The organism is Desulfovibrio aminophilus DSM 12254, assembly GCF_000422565.1.
GTDB lineage: Bacteria > Desulfobacterota > Desulfovibrionia > Desulfovibrionales > Desulfovibrionaceae > Aminidesulfovibrio > Aminidesulfovibrio aminophilus.
Window position 1 is genome coordinate 159,837 of record NZ_KE383876.1, and the last position, 19,671, is coordinate 179,507.

The following is a 19,671-nucleotide window of genomic DNA, read 5'->3' on the forward strand; positions in this document are numbered from 1 at the left end:
CATGACCAAGATCTACCTCTACACCCGCTACGAGCGGTTCTGGCACTGGATCCAGGCCCTGCTCATCGTGCTCCTGCTCGTCACCGGCCTGGAGGTCCACGGGGCCTTCACCCTGCTCGGCTTCAAACGGGCCGCGGCCTGGCATGAAACCCTCGGCGTCACCTGGCTCGTGCTCTTCGCCTTCTTCGTCTTCTGGCTCTTCACCACGGGCCAGTGGAAGCAGTACATTCCGACGACGAGGAAGCTCTTCGAGGTGATCCGCTACTACGCCGTGGGCATCTTCCGGGGTGAGCCCCACCCGGTGAGGAAGCGCCCGGACGCCAAGCACAACCCCCTGCAGCGCCTGACCTACCTCGGCCTGGCCGCCCTGCTCCTGCCGGTGCAGATGATCTCCGGCCTGCTCTACTGGACCTACAACCAATGGCCCGCCTGGGGCCTGGGCTTCCTGAGCCTGGAGGCCGTGGCCGTGGTGCATATGGCCTGCGCCTTCGCCATCCTCATCTTCTTCGTGGTCCACGTCTACATGACCACCACGGGCCACACCCTCACGGCCCACGTGGCGGCCATGTTCACGGGCTGGGAAGAGGTCGAGGAGGGCGAGGTGCAGGATTGGGAACGCGCCGGAAAGGGCGCATAGCGACCTCAACGTCAACGGAGAAACTCATGCGGAGAATCGTCTCACTGACCGCCCTGCTCTCGCTGGTCCTCGTGCTGCTGACCAGCGTGGTCCTCTACATCGAGCCGCCGGGCCGCGTGGCCTACTGGTCGGGCTGGCGGCTCATGGGCCTGAGCAAGGAACAGTGGGGCGCGGTGCACATCAACACCGGCGTCCTCTTCCTCGTCGCCCTCGGTCTGCACGTCTGGTACAACTGGACGCCGCTCGTCTCCTACCTCAAGGACAAGGCCAGGAACTTCCGGCTCTTCACCAGGGAATTCAACTGGGCCGCCGGAATCACCCTGGCCTTCGTCCTGGGGACGCTCCTCGGCCTGCCGCCCTTCTCGACCATCACGGACGGCAACATCTGGTTCCAGGACCGCGCGGCCCGGCTTTACGGCGAACCGCCCTACGGCCACGCCGAGCTGTCCACGCTGAAGACCTTCGCCTCCCGTGTGGGCCTGAACCTGGACGACTCCCTGGCGCGTCTGCGCGCGGCCGGGGTGGCCGTCTCCGGTCCGGAGGAGACCCTCCAGGCCGTGGCCGAGCGCCAGGGGGTCACGCCCCAGGCCCTATACCGGATCATGCGGCCCGAGCCCGCTCCCGGCCCAGCCGGGGTTCTGCCCGAAACCCCGCCGCCCGGCACCGGAGGACGCAACCTGGCCGACATCTGCCAGGAGTACGGCCTGAACATCAAGGAGGCCGGGCAGCGGCTTGCCGACGCGGGCATCGCCTCCCGGCCGGACCAGAGCCTCAAGGAGATCGCCCGGGCCGCCAACAAGGCGCCGGACGACATCTGGGCGATTCTGCGCGGCAAGTAGCCGATCGTTGAAAAATCCGCCCCATCTCCTCGCGGTTTTTGACCTGGATCATGTCCCGCCCTCCGGTTTCCGCGTACACGGGAGCCGGAGGTGCGGCGTGATCCGATTCCCGACCGTCCCGGTCCTGCCCCTGCTGTCCCTGGCCTTGCTGGCCGCCCACGCCCTGCGCGCCGGGGGCCGGGGCCTGGCCCTGGCCCTGTTCGGCCTGGCCGCCCTGGTCTTTACCCGCCGGAGTTGGCTTCGGCCCGTGCTGGCCGGCGTCCTGCTCTGGGGCTGCCTCGTCTGGGCCGGAACCGGCGCGGAGCTCGTGCGCCTGCGGGCGGCCACCGGCGAGCCCTGGTTGCGGCTGGTCCTCATCCTCGGCCCGGTCCTGGCGCTCACGGCCCTGTCCGCCGCCCTGGTCCTCTCCGCCCGAGGCCGGGAATTCCTCCACCGCGCCACGCCGAACGACGCGGCCCGCGCCGCCGCCTTCCTGGCCACCGCCGGGCTGCTCCTCACGGCCCGGGCCATGAGCCCCCTGCCGATCCTGCTGGCCGACCGTTTCCTACCCGGCTCCGGCCCCCTGGAGATCCTCGGCTTGGCGCTCTACGCCGCCTGGCTCTGCGGCCGCCTTCTGGACGCCCGCGACACCGCCCGGCTCCGGCTGCGGCTCTGGCTCGGTTTCTCCATCGTGTTCTTCGGCCAACTCCTGCTCGGCCTGCTCGTCTCGGAATCCTTCCTCATGACCGGCAGGCTCCATCTGCCCGTGCCCGCGCTCATCGCGGCCGGGCCGATCTTCCGGGGCGGCGGCCTGTTCATGCCCATCCTCTTCGGCGTCACCCTCCTGCTCGTGGGCCCGGCCTGGTGCAGCCACCTCTGCTACATCGGGGCCTGGGACGGCCTGGCCGCCTCCCGCGCCCGGCTCTCGCCCGCCGAACTGGCCCGCGTCCAGGAGCGCGCCGCCCGCTGGGCCCTGCCCGCCCGGCTGTCCACCCTGCTCCTGGTCTGCGGCGCGGCCCTGGGCCTGCGCCTGCTCGGGGCCTCCTGGCTCCTGGCCGCCTGGGGAGCCGCGCTGTTCGGCCTTGCCGGGGTCGGCGTCATGATTATCCTGTCCCGGCGGGCCGGAATCATGCTACATTGTCTCACTTGGTGTCCCATGGGCCTGGTGGCGAACCTGCTCGGCCGGATCAACCCGCTGCGCGTGCGCATGGACGCGTCCTGCACCCGTTGCGGGGCCTGCGCGCGCCGCTGCCGGTACGCCGCCCTGACGCCCGGGGACATCGACAAGGGCCGCCCGGGCCCGACCTGCACGCTCTGCGGGGACTGCCTGGGGGCCTGCGCCCACGGAAGCCTGGGGTACCGCTTTCCGGGGCTTTCGGCGGCGTCCGCCAGGACGCTTTTCCTCACGGCGGCGGTCAGTCTGCACGCCGTGTTTCTCGGCGTCGCGCGCATCTGATCGTCAGGGCGCGCGCAAACCAACGGAGGTTCACAATGGCCAAGGTCGTGTACATCGATCAGGACGAGTGCATCGGATGCGAATCCTGCGTGGGCATCTGCCCGGACGTGTTCGCCATGGACGACAGCGCGGGCAAGGCCCGGGTGGTCAACCCCGACGGCGCGCCCGAAGAACAGATCCAGGAAGCCATCGACACCTGCCCGGCCCAGTGCATCCACTGGGAATAACCGGCTTCGCCGGGTTATAGAAAGGCGAGGGCCTTCGGCCCGTCTCGGAAAGACGGGGGGAGGTTCCGCATACAAAAGAAGGCGGGGAAATTCCCCGCCTTTTTCTTCGGCCTTTCTGAACACCGGCGAAGCCGGACCGCCTTTTCCCTTGGCTGTTCCGGTTCCCCCCGAAGGGGGAGCGGATTGAAATCCGGCGGGCCGAAAGGTACTGCTCAAAACATGCGAAAAACGCCGCTGTCCGGGCTCCTGCTCCTGCTCTCCCTCGCGCTGCCGCCGTCCGCCTGGGCCCAGCCGGAGTTCCCCGTCTCGTGCGAAAACGTGACGGGAATACGGATCATGCGTTTTGAATCCGAGCGGTGGGAGAAGACCATGGGGATGCCGTCCGAAAACGGATGCTTCTACTATTTCAACATGCGGCTCAATGAAGAGTCCACCGCGGCGCTCATCGCGCTCCGCAACGCCACGCCCCACGAAAACATCAGCTACAACGGCTGGACCTGCAGCTACAGAAACATCCGCATCACGGTCAACGGCGAGCCCTTGATCAGCTCCGCTCCCGTATGGAACGTCTACAACGGCCTGGGCATCCTCCTTCCCTTCGTCAGAAAGGAGGACGCCCTGGAGGCCGCGCGGCGGGTCTGCCCGACCCTGACGCCGCAATTCTCCGAGGGCTGGTCGGTCCAATGAGCACGACCGGCGCGGCAAGCCACCCCAAAGCGCCGCCCCTTTCCGGTGCGGCACGGGGATAAACGGCGTCCGGCCCCATCACCAGAAAAGACGCCGCCCTTCCCCGCCTTTCCATAAACCGGCGAAGCCGGCCCCCTTCGGGGGATCATGGAAAGGCAGGAGAGGGTCTGAGGCCTGTTTGAGAATGACGGGGGAAAGGCGCTGCATAAAAAAGCGGGCGGGGAGACTCCCCGCCTTTTCATTTGCCTTTCCATAAACCGACGAAGTCGGCGGCGAAGCCGGTTTTTTGACTCAAGTCAAATCCTCGTTCCCGTTTTCCCATTATCATTTGTCTGAATCCAGAATCCGTGCTAATGGTGAGGTGATTCCCCGTCCCCGAACCCAGGAGGAGCGATGCGGCGGTCCATCAAATCCCTGCTTCTCGTCGGACTCGGCGTGCTGCTGGCCTTTCCCGTCTTCAGCATGACCTATTACACCATGGTCCGCACCTCGACCCCGGGGTTCTGCGCCTCCTGCCACGAGATCGAGCCCGCGTTCAACGCCTGGACGACCTCCACCCACCGCAACAACGCCCAGGGACTGGTGGCCGACTGCATGGACTGCCACCTGCCCGCGCCCCACGACACCGTGGACTTCTTCTACAACAAGACCCTGCACGGAATGAAGGACGTGGCCGCCCACGTGCTCCACGGCCCCGAGGGCTACGACCGGGCCGAGAACCGGCTCAAGGCCTACGCCTCCATCAAGGACGACCAGTGCCTCAAGTGCCACCGCAACATCACGAACATCCCCAACAACCGGGGAGCCATGCTGGCCCACCGCGCGGCCCTCTATCCGCCCGAGGGCGAGAGCCGCAAGTGCACCGACTGCCACCGCAACCTCGTGCATGTGGACCGCGCCATCTACGCCTACAAGCAATACGCCCCGCCCTACCGGGCCACGGGCCTGACCACCCTGGGAGTTCCCGGCGCGCTGTGACCGCCGGACACGTTTTTCGGACGCCAAACGAGAGGAGGATGGAGATGAGGAGAATCCTGGCCCTGCTGCCGGCTCTCGGCCTGATTTTGGCTGTCGCCGCCCCGGCCCCGGCCCAGCAGAACTTCCCGAAACCCAAGGAATACCGCATCGAACGCGGCATGCCCAAGCAGGCCGAGGCCTGCATCCAGTGCCACCGCCAGGAGACCCCCGGGCTCTTCGCGGACTGGGCCATGAGCCGCCACGCCTCGGCCAACATCACCTGCCTGGACTGCCACCAGGCCCAGGAGACGGACAAGGACGTGAGCAAGAGCCACGCCCAGTACTACGACCGCAAGGAGCTGCCCTTCGGCTCCAAGGAGTTCTTCATCCCGGTGACGGCCGTGGTTTCGCCCAAGGACTGCTCCCGCTGCCACCCGGACGAGTCCTCCCAGTACGCCAAGTCCAAGCACGCCAACACCATCGAGATCATGTGGAAGATCGACCCCTGGCTGAACAAGGGCATGAACTCCGATGACGAGCGCAAGGCGGGCTGCTACGTCTGCCACGGCACCATCGTGGCCTTCAACGACAAGGGCGAACTCGATCCGGCCACTTGGCCCAACGTGGGCGTGGGCCGCCTCAATCCCGACGGCAGCCTGGGCTCCTGCACCTCCTGCCACACCCGCCACCGCTTCTCGGTCATGGAGGCCCGCAAGCCCGAGGCCTGCGGCCAGTGCCACCTCGGCCCGGACCACCCGCAGATCGAGATCTTCATGGAGTCCAAGCACGGCGACATCTACACGGCCTTCGGCGACACCTACAACTGGAACACGGCGGGCGGGGCCTGGACTCCGGGCACGGACTACCGCGCCCCCACCTGCGCGGCCTGCCACATGTCCGGCTCCGGCAAGGTCAAGGGCTCCCACGACGTGACCGAGCGCCTGTCCTGGGAAACCCAGGCCCCGCTCACGGTCCGGCCCTCGGACTTCGCCGCCTTCCCGGCCAAGACCGACTGGAAGGCCGAGCGCGACAAGATGAAGGCCGTCTGTCTCCAATGCCACGCCAAGTCCTGGACCGACGGCCACTACACGGCCTTCGACAAGGTCGTGGAAACCTACAACGAGGTCTACTACAAGCCCGCCAAGGCCAAGATGGACGAGCTGGTCCAGAAGGGCCTGGTCAGCACGGAAAAGTACTTCGACGAGGAACTGGAGGTGGAGTTCTACGAGTTGTGGCACCATGAGGGCCGCCGCGCGCGCATGGGCGCAATGATGATGGCCCCGGACTACTCCTGGTGGCACGGCTTCTACGAGTGCAAGAAGCGCTTCAACAAGTTCATGGAGCTGGCCGACCACCTCATCCAGACCAACACCAAGGCCTATCGCTACCCGAACTATCCGGCGGCCACGGGGTCCACGGAAAAGCCCCCGCGGATCTTCAAGAAGTAATCCCCCTTCGGGGGTCCACGGAAAACCCAAAAGGCCGGGAAGAAATCCTTCCCGGCCTTTCGCCTTTCTGAAGCGGGGCGAAGCCCCCCCGGCTTCGCCGGACTACGGAAAACAGAAAGGCCGGAGAGGATCGCCTCTCCGGCCTTTTGTCTTTCTCAAGCGGGGCGAAGCCCCCCGGTCTTGCGCCTTTCTGAAACGAGGCGAAGCCTCACTTGCTGACGGGGTGGACGGAGTCCTGGACCCAGTAGAGCATGTCGAAGTTCTCCTCCAGTTCGGCGCGGAGTTTCTTCAGGCTCGACTTGTCCATGTCGCGGATGCGGATGAACACGTGGCGCATGCCCTTCTCCGGCGGCTCGGAGGCGGTCAGCATGCTCATGAGCCGCGCGCCGTGGTCCTTGAGGAAGTCCAGCACGGGCACCAGGCCGCCCGGGGTGTTGGGCAGGTTGAAGCCGATCTGCACGCCGCCCTCGAGCACGCCGGTGATGGAGATGAGCACCTTGAACACGTCCGTGTCGGTGATGATGCCCACGAGCTTGCCGTTCTCGTCGGTCACGGGCATCCCGCCGAAGCCGTGCTCCATCATCAGGGCCGCGGCCTTTTCGATGGTGTCCTCGGGGCCCAGGCAGATCGGGTTCTTGGTCATGATGTTGCCGATCTTCAGCTCGGACAGCAGGTAATACAACTCGTGCATGTCCAGGGTGGTGGCCTTGGACGGCGAGGCTTCCTTGATGTCCCGGTCCGAGACGATGCCGACCACCTTGCCCGCCTCGTCCACGATGGGGATGCGGTTGATGTTGTGGTCCTTCATCAACTTGGCGGCCTTCATCATGGACTTGTCCGGGGTCAGGGTGATGACTTCGGTGGTCATCCAGTTCTTCACGAGCATGTGGTGTTTCCTCCTCCCTGGCCCCAGGCCGTGAAGCCGGGGCGCGTTTCTTTCATGGATTTCAGATATAAACCAGAGAGGCCCGTTTGGCTAGTGGCGTCCGGCGGCCGGCCCGGCCCGCGCGGAACGCGCCTTCCGGTCCGAAAAAGCGAAGCGGCCCCCGGAAGCGCTGGGCTTCCAGGGAGCCGCTTCGAAAGCGGCGGAGATTTCGCCCGGCTACATGGGCACGACTTCCGGCGGGGAGGTGGGCTTCACGCCCGACCCCGTGGAAGCGGTCACGGCCGGGGAGATGATCCGGTCGTCCTGCTTGACCCGGCCGTAGGTGCGGGGGTGGTAGCCCTCCTCGGGCAGGTCCAGGGCCCGGCGCACGATCTCGCGGGCCGTGAGAACCCGATCCGGGTGCTCGAGCACGCAGACCTGATGGCCGCCCGCGAAGCTGTTCAGGCTCGTGACCCTGGCGGGGCCTTTGGCCCGCAGGACCACCCGGCCCTGGCCCAGGTAGTAGCCCTGGATTTCGCGGAGGGGACGGCGGGAGACGATGAGGGCGCCGACGGGGATGCTTTCCATTGGGGACTCCTGTTGTCTCGTCCTTCAAGGGGACGCCGTGGACAGGCGGGAAATGCGCCAAACAACACGCCTGAGCATGTTCTAAGGCATCCCCGGGATGCGCGCAAGGCCGGGCCCGGAAAAAGCGTCAGCTCTTGGCCAGGGGATCGGCGATCAGGCGCTGAACCCGCTCCAGGGTCAACCGATGCGCCTCCAGGGCCGGGGGCCCGGCCTGCTCCCGCACGGCGCCCAGGGCGCGTGCGGCCTCCTCGGCGCTGGGCGCGGCCTGACCGCGCTCGGTGAGGTTCGGGGTCTGGACCGGCGACGCGGGGGTGATGGTCATGCTCATGTTTTTCCGCCTCCTTGGCGCAAGAAAAATAAAGCAAGGACCATGCGCGAAACAAAAAACCGAATGATTCCGCCACGAACCCTCTCCCCTCCCCGGCAATTCCTTCCGGCTTCGCCGGATTTCAGAAAGGCGAAGAGGGGCGGCGGGAGGGCGGCCCCATGAGAAAGAATCCCGCCTTTCCGTAGACCGGCGAAGCCGGACCTCATTTCGTCAATGAAATCGCCCCGTGCGGACATTTGGCGGCGCAGACGCCGCAGCCGACGCATATGCCCTCATCGACGACGGCCGTGCCCCCGCGCAGGCTGATCGCGCCCAGGGGGCACAGGTCGACGCACGTTCCGCAGCCGTCGCAGGCCGCCGGATCGACCAGCGCATGCCCCCGGCCGCCGGGAGCGGCCTTGCCGGGACGCCGGGTTTGCGGGACGGCTCCGGGTTCCCCCGGGGAAGACGGCAGGCCCGCCCCGGACCCGTTCCCCCAGGCGGACGCCTGGCCCCGACCACCGCCCAGACCTCGACCTCCTCCCAGGCCCCGGCCGCCGCCCTTGCCGCAGCCGCCCCTGCCCGCTCCCGGACGTCGGGGCGAGGCCTCGATCCGGGGAAATCCCATGCTCATGCCTGCCTCCTGATGGCTGATGCGTCCGGACCCGGCCCGTCCCGTCTTGCGCAGCAAGGCGTGGGCCCCGAGCGGCAGTCCCGAGCGACCCGCGATGACGCCGCACTTCACCTTGAACAGAAAAAAGATCTCCCGCTCCGCATCGCACAGCGTTTCATAATTTCCCTGGCCCTTGGCCAGGACCATGTCGGCGGCGTCGAAGGCCTCCCGGAACGCCGCGCCGCATTCGCGCAGAACGGTTCCCGGCGCGTCCGACCCGTTGTCGATGACCCGCGCCAGGCCATTGAGACCGACCTCGCGGGCGTCGTGCAGCGTCGCGTCGTTGAGGATCGACGCGCCGCGCACCGCGACCGTCACCCGCTCCGGGCCCAGCCGTTCCACAAGCAGCCGGTCGAAGGCGATCTCCCCGGCGTTGTCCGCGAGGTAGAGGATCGAATCCGCCCGGGCCGCCGACTCGATGAAGGCATCCAGATCGCCGAGGCAGCCGGTCGAAAGCGACTGGCGGACCGCCTCCCTGGCCTCGGGCAGCCCGACCTCGGCGTTCACCCCCATGTCGAGCACGTTGCCCGCGATGGCCAGCAGGGCCGCGATCCGCACGGGATCGTCCGCCCGCTCCACCGTCTCCCGCAATTCCGCCGCCAGGGCGACGCCCAGGGCGTTCATCCGCTCCTTGGCCTCCCGGTAGGGGTCGGCCACCCCGGTCAGCTCGCGCAGTTTCCTGTGCATGAGCCGCACGAACTCCGGCGGCGTGGAGTCGAAGTCCGCCTCCGCCGCCGAGCGCAGGAAAAAGCGCACCATCCGCTCATGCAGCGCCGGATCGTCCGTGGCCAGCCGGACGCAGGCCAGAATGTTCCGCGCCAGGCACGGGATGCAGTCGATGGCCGTCCTCATGGCATTCACGCGCCTTGCTCTTCGCCGTCTCCAGCGTCCCCACCGTGCCTCCGGGCCTGGCGGACGAAATAGTCATTGGCCGCCGCGGCCAGGGTTCTGGCCGCCAGAAACGCGCAGTGCTCATGGTCGTCGGGGAGCTTGCCCGCGACGGCCAGGATGCTCTCCCCGGCGAAGTCCAGCAACTCCTCGGCGGATTTTCCCCTCGCCAGCTCCGCCGCGATGGCGCCGCAGATCACGCTGGGGCCGCAGCCGTCGGTCCAGAAGGCGGAATCCACCACCAGCCGGTCCACGATCTGCAACTGGATCCTCATGCCGTCGCCGCAGGTTCCCCGCAGCGAGGCCTCGCCGTCTGGATCGGGCAGCGTCCCGAAGGACGGGGGAGCCAGCCAGCGGTGATAGGCGTCTTCCCCCAGCGCCTGCCGAGCGTCCGCGAACGCGCTGTCCTGAATCTCGCGGGCAACGGCGTCCAAGTCCTTCTTCATAAACGGCTCCAGTGGATTCACCCCACGGTTTCGGGCTGGTACCCCTTCGGGAGGTGGGCCGTCCCCTTGACGCAGCGGACCCCGGCCTCCTCCGCCACGCGCCGCATCAGCGCGTCGAAATCGCCGCAGAAGCCGCCGCCGAACAGCCATTCCCCATCCGCCTTGCGCGCGAAGGCGCAGGTGCACCAATGGATGACCTCCGCGCCCTTGGACTTCAAAATCCGGGCAGCGTTCACGGCGTTGTCGCCCGGGCAGCGGCAGGTGAACAGCCCGACGAGTTCCGGGTCCGGCACGGAGGCGAACCCGTTGGTCGATGCCGCCAAGCTGACGAGGCAGCCGGTGAGCGGACACCGGGATTCATTCTTCTCGCAACGGATCAGGCCGATCTTCGTCATGAAACCCTCCTCGTCTTCGGCCGGCCCGCGCCACGCGGACCATTGCCGCCGAAGCAGTCTACAAGGGCAGCAAGACCGATGCCAGAATGGAAAGCATGGAATATCAGCATGTTGTCAAGAAATGGGGATCGGACAGGCTTGAAACGCGCCCCCTTTCCACCCGCCCTTCCGCCCGGGACTGGACCCTTCGCGCGGGCGGAACGCCGGAGCGGCGGTGGAACAAGGCGGCCGGAACATGCGCGCGACGGCTCCACCGGCGGCGCGGGGCCCAAAGAGCCGTTCATGGCGCGAAACACGCCCACATCGACGCCAAGGGATCAAAACGCGCCCATGCGGCGCTCCACGCGCCGGGGCGGCCCGGCTTCGCCGGATTTCAGAAAGACGAGGAGAGGCGACGGGAGGGCGGCCCCATGAGAAAGAATCCCGCCTTCCCGTAGACCGGCGAAGCCGGCCTAGGTTTTGCTGAGGACGTCGCGCAGGGTGTCGGCGAACTCGTCCAGTTCGAAGGGCTTGGCGATGTAGCCGTCCATGCCCGCCTCCAGGAAGGTCTCGCGGTCGCCCTTCATGGCGTGGGCGGTCATGGCGATGATGGGGATGCGGCGGTCCAGGATTCCGGCCTCCCCGGCGCGCACGGCGCGGGTCACTTCCAGGCCGTCCACGCCGGGCATCTGCACGTCCAGGAGCAGGAGGTCGAAGCGGTCCTGGGCCAGGATCTCCAGCGTCCGGCGGCCGTCCTCCGCGGCGGTCACGTTGTGCCCGAGCTTTTCCAGGACGCGGGTGACGAGGATGCGGTTGATGCGGCTGTCCTCGGCCACCAGGACATTGAGCCGCGCGCCGGGCAGACGGACGCGTTCGCGGCGGTCGCGCGCCAGTGATTCCTCCGGGCCGGGCAGGCGGACCTCGACGGTGACGCAGATCGTGGCGCCCTGCCCCGGTTCGCTGTCCACGGCGATGGAGCCGTGCATGAGCGTGACGATGCGCTTGACGATGCCCAGACCCAGACCGGTGCCCTGGTACTTGCGGCCGAAGGAGCCGTCGGCCTGGGTGAAGGGTTCGAAGATGTAGGCCGCCTGCTCCGGGTCGATGCCGATGCCCGAGTCCGAGACCATGAGCAGCAGACGGACGCGCTCCGGTCCGGGGCGCACGGGCAGGATCGAGAGGTCCGCGCGCACGAAGCCCCGATCCGTGAACTTCACGGCGTTGCCCAAGAGATTGAAGAGCACCTGGCGCAGGCGGCCCGGGTCGCCCACGAGGATTTCCGGCACGTCCGCGTCGACGTGCCAATCCAGGCGCAGGCCCTTGCTCCGGGCCTGGCCCAGGAAGGAGTCGGCCACCTGACGCAGGAGCATGGCGGGCTCGAAGGGCTCGGCGGCCAGGACCATCTTGCCCGCCTCCACGGCCGAAAGGTCGAGGATGTCGTTGATGACCGAGAGCAGGCTGCGCGCGGAAACCAGGGCGATGTCGGCGTACTCGGCCTGTTCGCCGGTGAGTTCGGAACGGCCGAGCAGTTGGAGCATGCCCATGACCGCGTTCAGCGGGGTGCGGATCTCGTGGCTCATGTTGGCCAGGAATTCGCTCTTGGCCCGGCTGGCGGACTCGGCGGCCAGGCGCGCGCCGCGCAGGCGCTCCTCGGTCTCGCGGCGGCGGGCCATTTCGGCCACCAGCTCGTCGTTGGTCTGAACCAGCTCCTCGTTGGTGGAGGACATTTCCTCGTTGGCGGCGGAAAGCTCCTCGTTCATGGCCGAGAGCTGTTCGTTCATGGCCGAAAGCTGTTCGTTGAGGGCCTGGCGCTCCCGTTCGGCCAGCTTGCGCTGGGTCACGTCCTCCACCGTGCCCTCGATGCGGATCATCCGGCCGTCGGCGTCGTAGACGGCCCGGGCGTTGACCGAACCCCAGAGCAGGCTGCCGTCCAGGCGGCGGTAGGCGATCTCCTGGCCCCGGATCTCGCCGCGCTCGCGGGCCAGGCCCAGCAGCCGTTCCCGGTCCTTGAGGTCCACGTAGTGGCGGACGGCGAAGTCCCGGCCCCGGGCCTCCATGTCCCGCGCGTCCTCGTAGCCGAACATCCGGGCCATGGCCGGATTGACCCTGATCGCCGCGCCTTGGACGTCGGTGAGATAGAACCCGTTGATGGCGTTCTCGAAGATGTCGCGGTAGCGCAGTTCGGCCCCGCGCGCGGCCAGATGCTCGGCCTTGAGGGAGCGCACGGTCTCGTTGAAGGCCCGGGCCAGGCCGCCCAGTTCGCCGGGCAGGCGCTCGTCCACGTGGGCGTCCAGGTCGCCCGCCCCCAGGGCCGCGAACCCGTCCTGAAGCCTGCGGATGGGCCGCAGAAGCAACATGCGGAAAAAGAGCAGGACGAAGACCGAGGCCACGGCCATGAAGGCCAGGGGGATCAGAAGCATCGGCATGCCGAGCTCGTCCACCGCGCTTTCGATGACGTTCCGGCTGTGGGCCACGGCGGCCTGTAACTCCTCTTCGGGAACGAACAGACAGAGGCTCCAGCCCGTGACCGCGATGGGATGATGGAAGGCGCTCCAGTTCCGGTCGCCCAGAACCAGGGTCAGGGAACCGCCCACGCCCCGGCGCACCTCCCGGGCCAGTCTCCGCGACTCGGGATTCTCCGCCCCGCCCAGATTGAGCCGCGAACGCCCGTCGCCCGGCAGACCCAGCCGGACCAGATCGCTGGGCCGCGCGGCCAGAATTTCACCGTCCGGGGTCACGAGAAGGGAGAACTCGCCCTCGAAACGGGTGCGCGTCACCGCCGGACCCAGGGATACGGGGGGGTGGGGGCCGCCGAAGACGCGTTCGCCGACGGCCGCCAGGGACAGGTCCATCCCGGCCACGCCGAGAAACGCCCCGGAAACGGAATACGCGGGCACGGCCACGCTGACCACGGGTTCTCCGCTGAGGCCGTCCTCGTAGACCGAGGTCCAGCGCGGACCTCGGCCGGGATCGCTCTCCGGCGCGGCCAGACGGAAGGCCGGACGGGCCAGGAGGTCGACATCCGCCTCGGGCAAGGATTCCCGGCCGGGATTGGGTGCGCGGCGGATGTAGCCGGACGCGCCCGCGAACCAGGCGCTCCGGCAGAGCGGATCGTTGCGTTGCAGGCCGTCCAGGGTCGGCCCCAGGTGCGCCAGGGCCGCGATCTCGATGTCGGCGCGGGCGGAAATCGGCCCGGCCCGGCGCAGGGCCTGGGTCAGGGCCCGGGAATCGTTGACCAGCCAGCCCCCGGGCCCCGGGGTCGGGACTTCCCGGGACGGGGCTTCGGCGGCGTGCAGTTCGGCGTATTCCAGGAGAAAGGCGACCTGGGCCGCGGCGGTCCGCACCTGGGACTCGAAGGAGCGGAACAGGGCGTCGAGGTGCCCGGCCTGGTCCTGGACCGAGCGGGCCAGGAGCTGGGCGGCCTGGGTCCTGACGGAACGCTCGTTCTCCTGGGAGACGGCGGTCTCCATGCGCAGGAGGCGCTGGCGCAGCACCACGCCGATACAGGCCATGGCCACGGCGAGGATGAGGACCAGGACGAGGGAGAACGTCAGGCCCAGACGGCGGCGGATCCAGTTGCGCACCAAAACTCCCAGGTTTGACGGGACGCCCCGGGGACTGCCCCGGGACTCGCCTCTTGCCTTATCAAAATGACGACCGCTTGCAAGGCCCGCCGAAACGGGATTCCGGGACGATTCCCGTCCCGGGCGCTTGACAGCCGAGGCCTGAACGATTTATGGGAAAACTGACATAATGATTGTCCCCCTCGCGCCGCCGGCCCCCCTTCACTCCGGCGACGCTTTCCGAGACGGCGGGAGCCATGACTGGCGGTTCCCGCCGTTTCCGTTTTCCGCCCCGGACCATTGACAGGCTCGCCGAATTGGGGAAGATCGCCCCAGAACCATGAAAACCATACTCGTGTGCGGCGACCCCGCCGCCGACTATTCCGCCGTGGAGCGCTGCTACGAGGACGAATGCCGCGTGGAGCGCTTCGCGTCCAAGGCTCCGTTCCAGAAGGCCCTGGCCGGGCACCCGGACCTGGCCTTCATCGACGTGCGCTTCCTGGGCGAGGGCCCGGGCCGGGGTTCGGAACGCCACTACGAGCGCGACCTCACGGCCTTCGCGGAGCTGGCCCCGCAGACCCCGGTGTTCGTGCTCTGCCAGCCGGAGCTGACCCGCGAGGCGGTCAAGGCCGTGAAGGCCGGGGCGGCCAACTATCTCATCCTGCCCCTGGACGCGACCGAGATCGCCTACGTCACCGAAAGCCTGGAGGAACTGAACCAGCTCCAGCACGAGCTGGACTACCTGCGCGGGCGGTTCTGGAAAAAAGACCCCGACGACGTGACCCAGACCAACTCCCCGGTCATGCGCGAGGTCTTCCGCAAGCTCCGGCGGGTGGCCCCCACGCGGACCACGGTGCTGCTCACCGGCGAGACCGGCGTGGGCAAGGGCACCATGGCCCGGCTGGTGCACCTGCACTCCAACCGCGCGGCCAAGCCGTTCATCGCGGTGCATTGCGGAGCCATCCCGGAAACGCTCATCGAGAGCGAGCTGTTCGGTCATGAGAAGGGGGCCTTCACCGGGGCCGTGCGCCAGAAGCTCGGCAAGTTCGAGATCGCCTCCGGCGGGACCATCTTCCTGGACGAGGTGGGCACCCTGCCGCCCTCCTCCCAGGTCAAGCTCCTGGGCGTGCTCCAGGACCGGAGCTTCCAGCGCGTGGGCGGCGAACGGGACATCGAGGCCAACGTGCGGATCATCGCGGCCACCAACGAGAACCTCAAGCAGCTCTGCCGCGCGGACAAGTTCCGCACGGACCTCTTCTACCGCCTGAACGTCTTCCCGGTGGAGCTGCCGCCGCTGCGCGAACGGGTGGAGGACATTCCGCTCATCGCGGCCGGAATCCTGGCCCGGATCAAGCGCACCGACCCCTCGGACATCCGAGGCTTCGCGCCCTCGGTTCTGGAGGCCTTCCGGCTCTATCCCTGGCCGGGCAACGTCCGTGAGCTGGAGAACGTCATCGAACGGGCCTACATCCTGGAGTCCTCGGACCTGCTGGGCCCCGAGAGCTTCCCGGCCGAGATGTTCGCCGAGGAGGCCGCCTCCACCCTGCTGCCCGTGGACCCCAGCCTGCCGCTCTCCGAGGCCCGGCGGCGCTACGTGGACGACATGGAGGAGCGCTACCTGCGCGAGGTGCTGACCCGGCACAAGGGCCGCATCGCGGACACGGCCAAGCACGCGGGCATCACCACCCGCCAGCTGCACAAGCTCATGACCCGCCACGGCCTGAAAAAGGAAAGCTTCAAAGGATCTTAATTGACACTAAAATAATGATTATAGACTATTGCCGCACATTAAACGGTTTTATTATTCCCCGCTTGCTCGCGCAACACGACTCATGATATGTGACAGCTTATGGCAACCATTCCTTACAGGTCGCCCCGCAAATTCAGACAAATTCAAAGGTTGCGTGGGACTCGAACAGGCGAGTTTATTTTTTTCACACGTAAAAAGCTTAAACGCAAATCCTTCACTAAAACCAATGAAAATGAAAGATACCTCACGACAAGGAAAGAACTCAACGATATAGAAACGAACCAATCAAATCTATTTGATAAATATCTACTAACTCTCTCTTCTTCGTTTTTAGCATTTTCATTAACTTTTTTTTGGAAGAAAGAAAATTTTGATATATTAGCTAATAAAGATTACTTCATTTCTTCTTCTTTATTTTTTATGTTCGCAGTATTATCTACATTGCTATCATTGTATGGATCGTTTTCATGTTGTGCAAAAAATAGAGCCGAGCTTGATTATTACTATCTAATAAAAAATGAAGTCATAGGAAAGTATTCATCACTGTGGCACTGTATTATACCAAGACTAAATACATTTTCTTTTTTATCATTTATAAGTGGCATTATTTCTCTAATTCTCTTTGCTGCAAGCAACTTATAACATAATAACACAAGAGAGGACAAAAATGGGAAAGGAGCCTTCCCCTCCGACTCCTCCGAAATCGCCTGGAGGACAAAGCCAGCCAACACCCTCCACGGGTAAAACACCTCCGCAACCCCCACTGCCTCCTGTGAGGAAACCAAAATGACAGTAAAAAAAAGCGGCAAAGTCTCGGACGGAACAAATCCTCCCCAGCCCCCAATCCGCCCTTCTGGCCGAGAAGGTACTCGTGGAATCACTCCACCGCAACCCAGCAGCAAATCAACAGATAAAAACAGCGCTAAAAAATAGCGAAAAAAGACGATTGCAACTCAACCTGTGTGCGAAAAAGAAGGCCGGACCCCTCGCGGAGTCCGGCCTTCTTTATATGCTTATCGGGAGCCACCCAGCCTTTCCGTAAACCCCCGGGGGGGAGCCTCCCGGCCTTTCTATAAACCCCCGAAGGGGGCCGAAGGGGGGCTACATGGGCTGGAGGGTGCCCTTGACGGGCCGGTGTTCGGCGGCGCGGGCGGCGCGGGCGGCGCGGAGGTCTTCCTCGGCCAGCCGCAGGGCCTCGGCCAGGGCCGGTTCGTGCTCGGTGTACATGCAGTCCTCGGGCAGCAGGGCGCCAAAGCCCAGCTCCAGGAGGCGTTTGCGATGCTGGTCGGTCACGGCCAGGAGCACGGCCACATGGGCGTCGCGCATGCGTTCGACCATCTCGCCCAGGGCGAAGATGGCCGAGAGGTCCATGAAGGGCACCTTGAGACAGTTGATGACCAGGACCCGGGTTCCGGCCAGCTTGGCCACGGCGTCCTGCATGGAGGCCGAGGTGCCGAAGAAGAAGGGCCCGCTGACCGTGACCACGCGCACGGCGAAGTCCGTGACGGCCTGGAGCCCGCGCTCCTCGGAGAGCCTGCCGTTGAACTCCTCCTCGCCCTGGATGTCGATGCTCGACTGGCGGGTGATGCGGTAGGTCAGGAGCAGGGAGGCCAGGGTCACGCCCGCGGCCACGGCCACGATGAGGTCCACGAAGACGGTGATGGCGAAGACCGTGACCATGACGGCCAGGTCCTGGCGCGGGGCGCGGCGCAGGATGCCGAGCATGCGGTAGTCCAGGATGTCCACGCCGACCTTGACCAGGATGCCCGCCAGCACGGGCATGGGGATGCGCGAGGCCAGGGGGCCGAGGCCCAGGAGCACGGCCAGCAGGAGCACGGCGTGGACGGCTCCGGCCAAGCGGGTGGTGCCGCCGGCCTTGATGTTCACCACGGTGCGCATGGTCGCGCCGGCGCCGGGGATGCCGCCGACCAGGCCGCAGAGCATATTGCCCAGGCCCTGGCCCAGGAGTTCGCGGTTGGGGTTGTGGCGCTCCTTGGTCATGGAGTCGGCCACCAGGGAGGTCAACAGGGTGTCCATGGTGCCGAGCACGGCCAGGGCCAGGGCGTAGCCCAAAATCTCGCGCAGCCTGCCGGGGTTGAAGGCGGGCAGATGCAGCTCGGGCAGGCCTTGGGGAATCGCGCCGATGGTGGCCACGTCCAGGCCCAGGATGACGGAGACGAGGGTGCCCGCGATGAGCGCGATGAGCGGCGAGGGCAGGACGCGGGAGATGCGCGCCGGGGTGAGAAAGACGATGGACATGGCCAGGGCGCCCAGGAACAGGCTGGACAGGCTCGTTTGGGCCAGGGCCGGGCCAAGGGTCAGGACGCTCTGCAGGGGCGAGGACACGGAGTGCGCGCCCAGGAGCGGGTGGATCTGGAGCAGGATGATGATGACCCCGATGCCGCTCATGAAGCCGGAAATGACCGGATAGGGGATGAAGCGCACGAAGCGGCCCACGCGGATGACGCCCAGGACCATCTGAAGGACGCCGGAGAGGGCCACGGCCATCATGACCGAGGGCAGATCGCCCTGGAAGGCCACCAGGGCGGCGGCCATGACCACGGTCATGGGGCCGGTGGGGCCGGAAATCTGGGTGGGCGTGCCGCCGAACACGGCGGCGAAGAATCCGAGAACCATGGCCCCGTAGAGGCCCGCGGCGGCTCCAGCGCCGCTCGCCACACCAAAGGCCAGGGCCAGGGGCAGGGCGACGATGCCCGCGGTGACGCCGCCGAAAAGATCGCCGCGCAGCCGCGCGGCCAAGCCGGATTGCATAAGGCGAACTCCCTCGCCGCCAGGGCGGCGCATCAATATGGTTTCACGCGCCCGGAACGCGGGCGCAAAACCCGTCCGGCATATGCCCGCCGCATGGTTTCGTCCAGCCTGATGCAAATCTTTCGAAAAGCTCCGTCCACCAAGGGTCGCCGAGGATCATTCGGATTAATTCGGAACTTGTTGTTCCGATAGGTGCATGAGCGGAACAAACAATTCCGATTTTTCTCTAGACTGTCTTTAATCTACGATTCCCCTTGGTTTTTTCCGTCCATCACCCCCTGCGAACTTGCCCAATCCCGGGCTCCGGCATTGATCCCTCGATCGATCGGAACAAAGAGTTCCGTTCCCGGCGAAACAATCGAGATGAAATCTTCAATTTTTTCATGTCGATATATATTGGTCCCCATCTTGCTATCGGCCGCGCATTGAGGGACGGGCCCCACGGCTCGCCCGAACCCCTTCCGGGGAGGCTTCATGCACAAGCGCGCGGGTTCCGCCACGGTCCTGACCGGCATCCTCCATCCCAGCGCCTGGGATGCGCGGGGCGCGGCCACGGCCCTGACCCTGGCCACGGACACCGAGGAGGAGTTCCTGCTCCGGGGGCCCAGCCCCAGGAGCCTGCGCGGACTCATGGGCGAAGAGGTGGCCGTGCGGGGAGTCGTGCGCCACGCCCCGGAGGGAGACGCCGTGGATGTGCTGGACATCCGGCGCGTGGAAGAAGATAGTGCGCCCGTTTCTTCGGACGATGGTTATTCAGCCGCCTTGGAGGAGGTCTTCTGAAATGGTCCCGGGTTCCGTCCGTCTCGCCTGCGCCGCCGCGGCCCTGATCCTGTTCTGCTGCGCCGCGGCCTCGGCCGCGCAGCAGGCCGCGCCCCCGCGCGAGGCCGTGAGCATCTCCGGTCTCATCGTGGTGGACGACGACGGCTCGGTCATCATCCAGGACGACTCCGGCGTGGACTACGTGGTCCAGGCCCCGGACCTCTCCACCTACTCCGGCGAGGGCATCGTCGGCGAGGGCGAGACCTGGACCGACGAGAACGGCGACCAGGCCCTCTCCCTGTCGACCTACGAAATCATCGACATCGTCATCACTCCCCAGGAGGAACAGTCCTCCCCGGAGAAAACCGCACCCGCGCGCCCCACCTCGGCGCGCGCGGAGATCGCGGCCTGACCACCAACATCATGCGCGCGGAAGCCCCGCGAAGGAGAATGGTC

General features: G+C 66.3%; 18 protein-coding genes. 10 read left to right on the top strand and 8 right to left on the bottom strand.

The features are described 5' to 3' along the window. The first annotated feature begins 1 nt into the window (after position 1). From H587_RS0115185 to H587_RS0115215, 7 genes are all read left to right on the top strand, one after another. Positions 2 to 637 carry a cytochrome b/b6 domain-containing protein gene (locus H587_RS0115185; protein WP_034609704.1) on the top strand — a complete coding sequence of 212 codons (636 nt, stop codon included), beginning with the start codon at positions 2 to 4 and terminating at the stop codon, positions 635 to 637. Positions 638 to 663: 26 nt separating this feature from the next. Continuing rightward, the gene (locus H587_RS0115190; protein WP_027176956.1) at positions 664 to 1,476 is read left to right on the top strand and encodes a DUF4405 domain-containing protein; all 813 of its coding nucleotides are present in this window, start codon (positions 664 to 666) and stop codon (positions 1,474 to 1,476) included. 97 nt (positions 1,477 to 1,573) lie between these two features. After that, the gene (locus tag H587_RS0115195; RefSeq protein WP_027176957.1) at positions 1,574 to 2,911 is read left to right on the top strand and encodes a 4Fe-4S binding protein; all 1,338 of its coding nucleotides are present in this window, start codon (positions 1,574 to 1,576) and stop codon (positions 2,909 to 2,911) included. A gap of 35 nt (positions 2,912 to 2,946) precedes the next feature. Continuing rightward, positions 2,947 to 3,138: a ferredoxin gene (locus H587_RS0115200; protein ID WP_027176958.1), complete on the top strand. Its 192-nt coding sequence runs from the start codon at positions 2,947 to 2,949 to the stop codon at positions 3,136 to 3,138. 219 nt (positions 3,139 to 3,357) lie between these two features. Continuing rightward, entirely contained in the window at positions 3,358 to 3,825 is a 468-nt protein-coding gene (locus tag H587_RS0115205; RefSeq protein WP_027176959.1) for a hypothetical protein, read from the top strand. Between the two features lie 393 nt (positions 3,826 to 4,218). Next, on the top strand, positions 4,219 to 4,803 hold the full coding sequence (locus H587_RS0115210; RefSeq protein ID WP_027176960.1) for a cytochrome c3 family protein: 585 nt from the start codon (positions 4,219 to 4,221) through the stop codon (positions 4,801 to 4,803). A gap of 44 nt (positions 4,804 to 4,847) precedes the next feature. Further along, on the top strand, positions 4,848 to 6,230 hold the full coding sequence (locus H587_RS0115215) for a multiheme c-type cytochrome (protein ID WP_027176961.1): 1,383 nt from the start codon (positions 4,848 to 4,850) through the stop codon (positions 6,228 to 6,230). 208 nt (positions 6,231 to 6,438) lie between these two features. On the opposite strand, the gene H587_RS0115220 is transcribed toward H587_RS0115215, so the two are convergent. The 7 genes from H587_RS0115220 to H587_RS19960 all read right to left on the bottom strand — a co-directional run bounded on the left by H587_RS0115220 (position 6,439) and on the right by H587_RS19960 (position 13,955). Further along, positions 6,439 to 7,116, bottom strand: a complete 678-nt coding sequence (locus H587_RS0115220) for a CBS and ACT domain-containing protein (protein WP_027176962.1) — start codon at positions 7,114 to 7,116, stop codon at positions 6,439 to 6,441. Between the two features lie 216 nt (positions 7,117 to 7,332). Continuing rightward, entirely contained in the window at positions 7,333 to 7,683 is a 351-nt protein-coding gene (locus H587_RS0115225) for a hypothetical protein (protein WP_027176963.1), read from the bottom strand. A 127-nt stretch (positions 7,684 to 7,810) separates the two neighbouring features. Next, entirely contained in the window at positions 7,811 to 8,011 is a 201-nt protein-coding gene (locus tag H587_RS0115230) for a hypothetical protein (protein WP_027176964.1), read from the bottom strand. A gap of 202 nt (positions 8,012 to 8,213) precedes the next feature. Next, a complete protein-coding gene (locus H587_RS19955; protein ID WP_051202992.1) occupies positions 8,214 to 9,515 on the bottom strand; it encodes an ARMT1-like domain-containing protein in 1,302 nt (433 codons plus the stop codon). A gap of 5 nt (positions 9,516 to 9,520) precedes the next feature. Next, positions 9,521 to 9,997 carry an iron-sulfur cluster assembly scaffold protein gene (locus H587_RS19120; protein WP_084630893.1) on the bottom strand — a complete coding sequence of 159 codons (477 nt, stop codon included), beginning with the start codon at positions 9,995 to 9,997 and terminating at the stop codon, positions 9,521 to 9,523. Positions 9,998 to 10,014: 17 nt separating this feature from the next. Then, the gene (locus H587_RS0115245; RefSeq protein WP_027176965.1) at positions 10,015 to 10,392 is read right to left on the bottom strand and encodes a CGGC domain-containing protein; all 378 of its coding nucleotides are present in this window, start codon (positions 10,390 to 10,392) and stop codon (positions 10,015 to 10,017) included. Positions 10,393 to 10,844: 452 nt separating this feature from the next. Continuing rightward, positions 10,845 to 13,955, bottom strand: a complete 3,111-nt coding sequence (locus H587_RS19960; RefSeq protein ID WP_051202995.1) for a response regulator — start codon at positions 13,953 to 13,955, stop codon at positions 10,845 to 10,847. 319 nt (positions 13,956 to 14,274) lie between these two features. Between H587_RS19960 and H587_RS0115255 the strand changes: the two genes are divergently transcribed. Further along, the gene (locus H587_RS0115255) at positions 14,275 to 15,684 is read left to right on the top strand and encodes a sigma-54 interaction domain-containing protein (RefSeq protein ID WP_027176966.1); all 1,410 of its coding nucleotides are present in this window, start codon (positions 14,275 to 14,277) and stop codon (positions 15,682 to 15,684) included. A 1,101-nt stretch (positions 15,685 to 16,785) separates the two neighbouring features. On the opposite strand, the gene H587_RS19130 is transcribed toward H587_RS0115255, so the two are convergent. Further along, on the bottom strand, positions 16,786 to 18,456 hold the full coding sequence (locus tag H587_RS19130) for a SulP family inorganic anion transporter (protein WP_084630896.1): 1,671 nt from the start codon (positions 18,454 to 18,456) through the stop codon (positions 16,786 to 16,788). 474 nt (positions 18,457 to 18,930) lie between these two features. Between H587_RS19130 and H587_RS0115265 the strand changes: the two genes are divergently transcribed. Beyond that, positions 18,931 to 19,236 (top strand): hypothetical protein, encoded by a 306-nt coding sequence (locus H587_RS0115265; protein ID WP_027176967.1) that lies wholly within the window; start codon positions 18,931 to 18,933, stop codon positions 19,234 to 19,236. 1 nt (position 19,237) lies between these two features. Beyond that, positions 19,238 to 19,627, top strand: a complete 390-nt coding sequence (locus H587_RS0115270) for a hypothetical protein (RefSeq protein WP_027176968.1) — start codon at positions 19,238 to 19,240, stop codon at positions 19,625 to 19,627. Positions 19,628 to 19,671: the final 44 nt, after the last annotated feature.

What these genes read in the sequence shown, in the direction of transcription:
- H587_RS0115255 (WP_027176966.1), top strand. Translation starts at nt 14,275, where the DNA reads ATGAAAACCATACTCGTGTGCGGCGACCCCGCCGCCGACTATTCCGCC.
- H587_RS0115215 (WP_027176961.1), top strand. Translation starts at nt 4,848, where the DNA reads ATGAGGAGAATCCTGGCCCTGCTGCCGGCTCTCGGCCTGATTTTGGCT.
- H587_RS0115205 (WP_027176959.1), top strand. Translation starts at nt 3,358, where the DNA reads ATGCGAAAAACGCCGCTGTCCGGGCTCCTGCTCCTGCTCTCCCTCGCG.
- H587_RS0115230 (WP_027176964.1), bottom strand. Translation starts at nt 8,011, where the DNA reads ATGAGCATGACCATCACCCCCGCGTCGCCGGTCCAGACCCCGAACCTC.
- H587_RS0115220 (WP_027176962.1), bottom strand. Translation starts at nt 7,116, where the DNA reads ATGCTCGTGAAGAACTGGATGACCACCGAAGTCATCACCCTGACCCCG.
- H587_RS0115265 (WP_027176967.1), top strand. Translation starts at nt 18,931, where the DNA reads ATGCACAAGCGCGCGGGTTCCGCCACGGTCCTGACCGGCATCCTCCAT.
- H587_RS19120 (WP_084630893.1), bottom strand. Translation starts at nt 9,997, where the DNA reads ATGAAGAAGGACTTGGACGCCGTTGCCCGCGAGATTCAGGACAGCGCG.
- H587_RS19130 (WP_084630896.1), bottom strand. Translation starts at nt 18,456, where the DNA reads ATGCAATCCGGCTTGGCCGCGCGGCTGCGCGGCGATCTTTTCGGCGGC.
- H587_RS0115190 (WP_027176956.1), top strand. Translation starts at nt 664, where the DNA reads ATGCGGAGAATCGTCTCACTGACCGCCCTGCTCTCGCTGGTCCTCGTG.
- H587_RS0115270 (WP_027176968.1), top strand. Translation starts at nt 19,238, where the DNA reads ATGGTCCCGGGTTCCGTCCGTCTCGCCTGCGCCGCCGCGGCCCTGATC.
- H587_RS0115185 (WP_034609704.1), top strand. Translation starts at nt 2, where the DNA reads ATGACCAAGATCTACCTCTACACCCGCTACGAGCGGTTCTGGCACTGG.
- H587_RS19955 (WP_051202992.1), bottom strand. Translation starts at nt 9,515, where the DNA reads ATGAGGACGGCCATCGACTGCATCCCGTGCCTGGCGCGGAACATTCTG.
- H587_RS0115245 (WP_027176965.1), bottom strand. Translation starts at nt 10,392, where the DNA reads ATGACGAAGATCGGCCTGATCCGTTGCGAGAAGAATGAATCCCGGTGT.
- H587_RS0115200 (WP_027176958.1), top strand. Translation starts at nt 2,947, where the DNA reads ATGGCCAAGGTCGTGTACATCGATCAGGACGAGTGCATCGGATGCGAA.
- H587_RS0115210 (WP_027176960.1), top strand. Translation starts at nt 4,219, where the DNA reads ATGCGGCGGTCCATCAAATCCCTGCTTCTCGTCGGACTCGGCGTGCTG.
- H587_RS0115225 (WP_027176963.1), bottom strand. Translation starts at nt 7,683, where the DNA reads ATGGAAAGCATCCCCGTCGGCGCCCTCATCGTCTCCCGCCGTCCCCTC.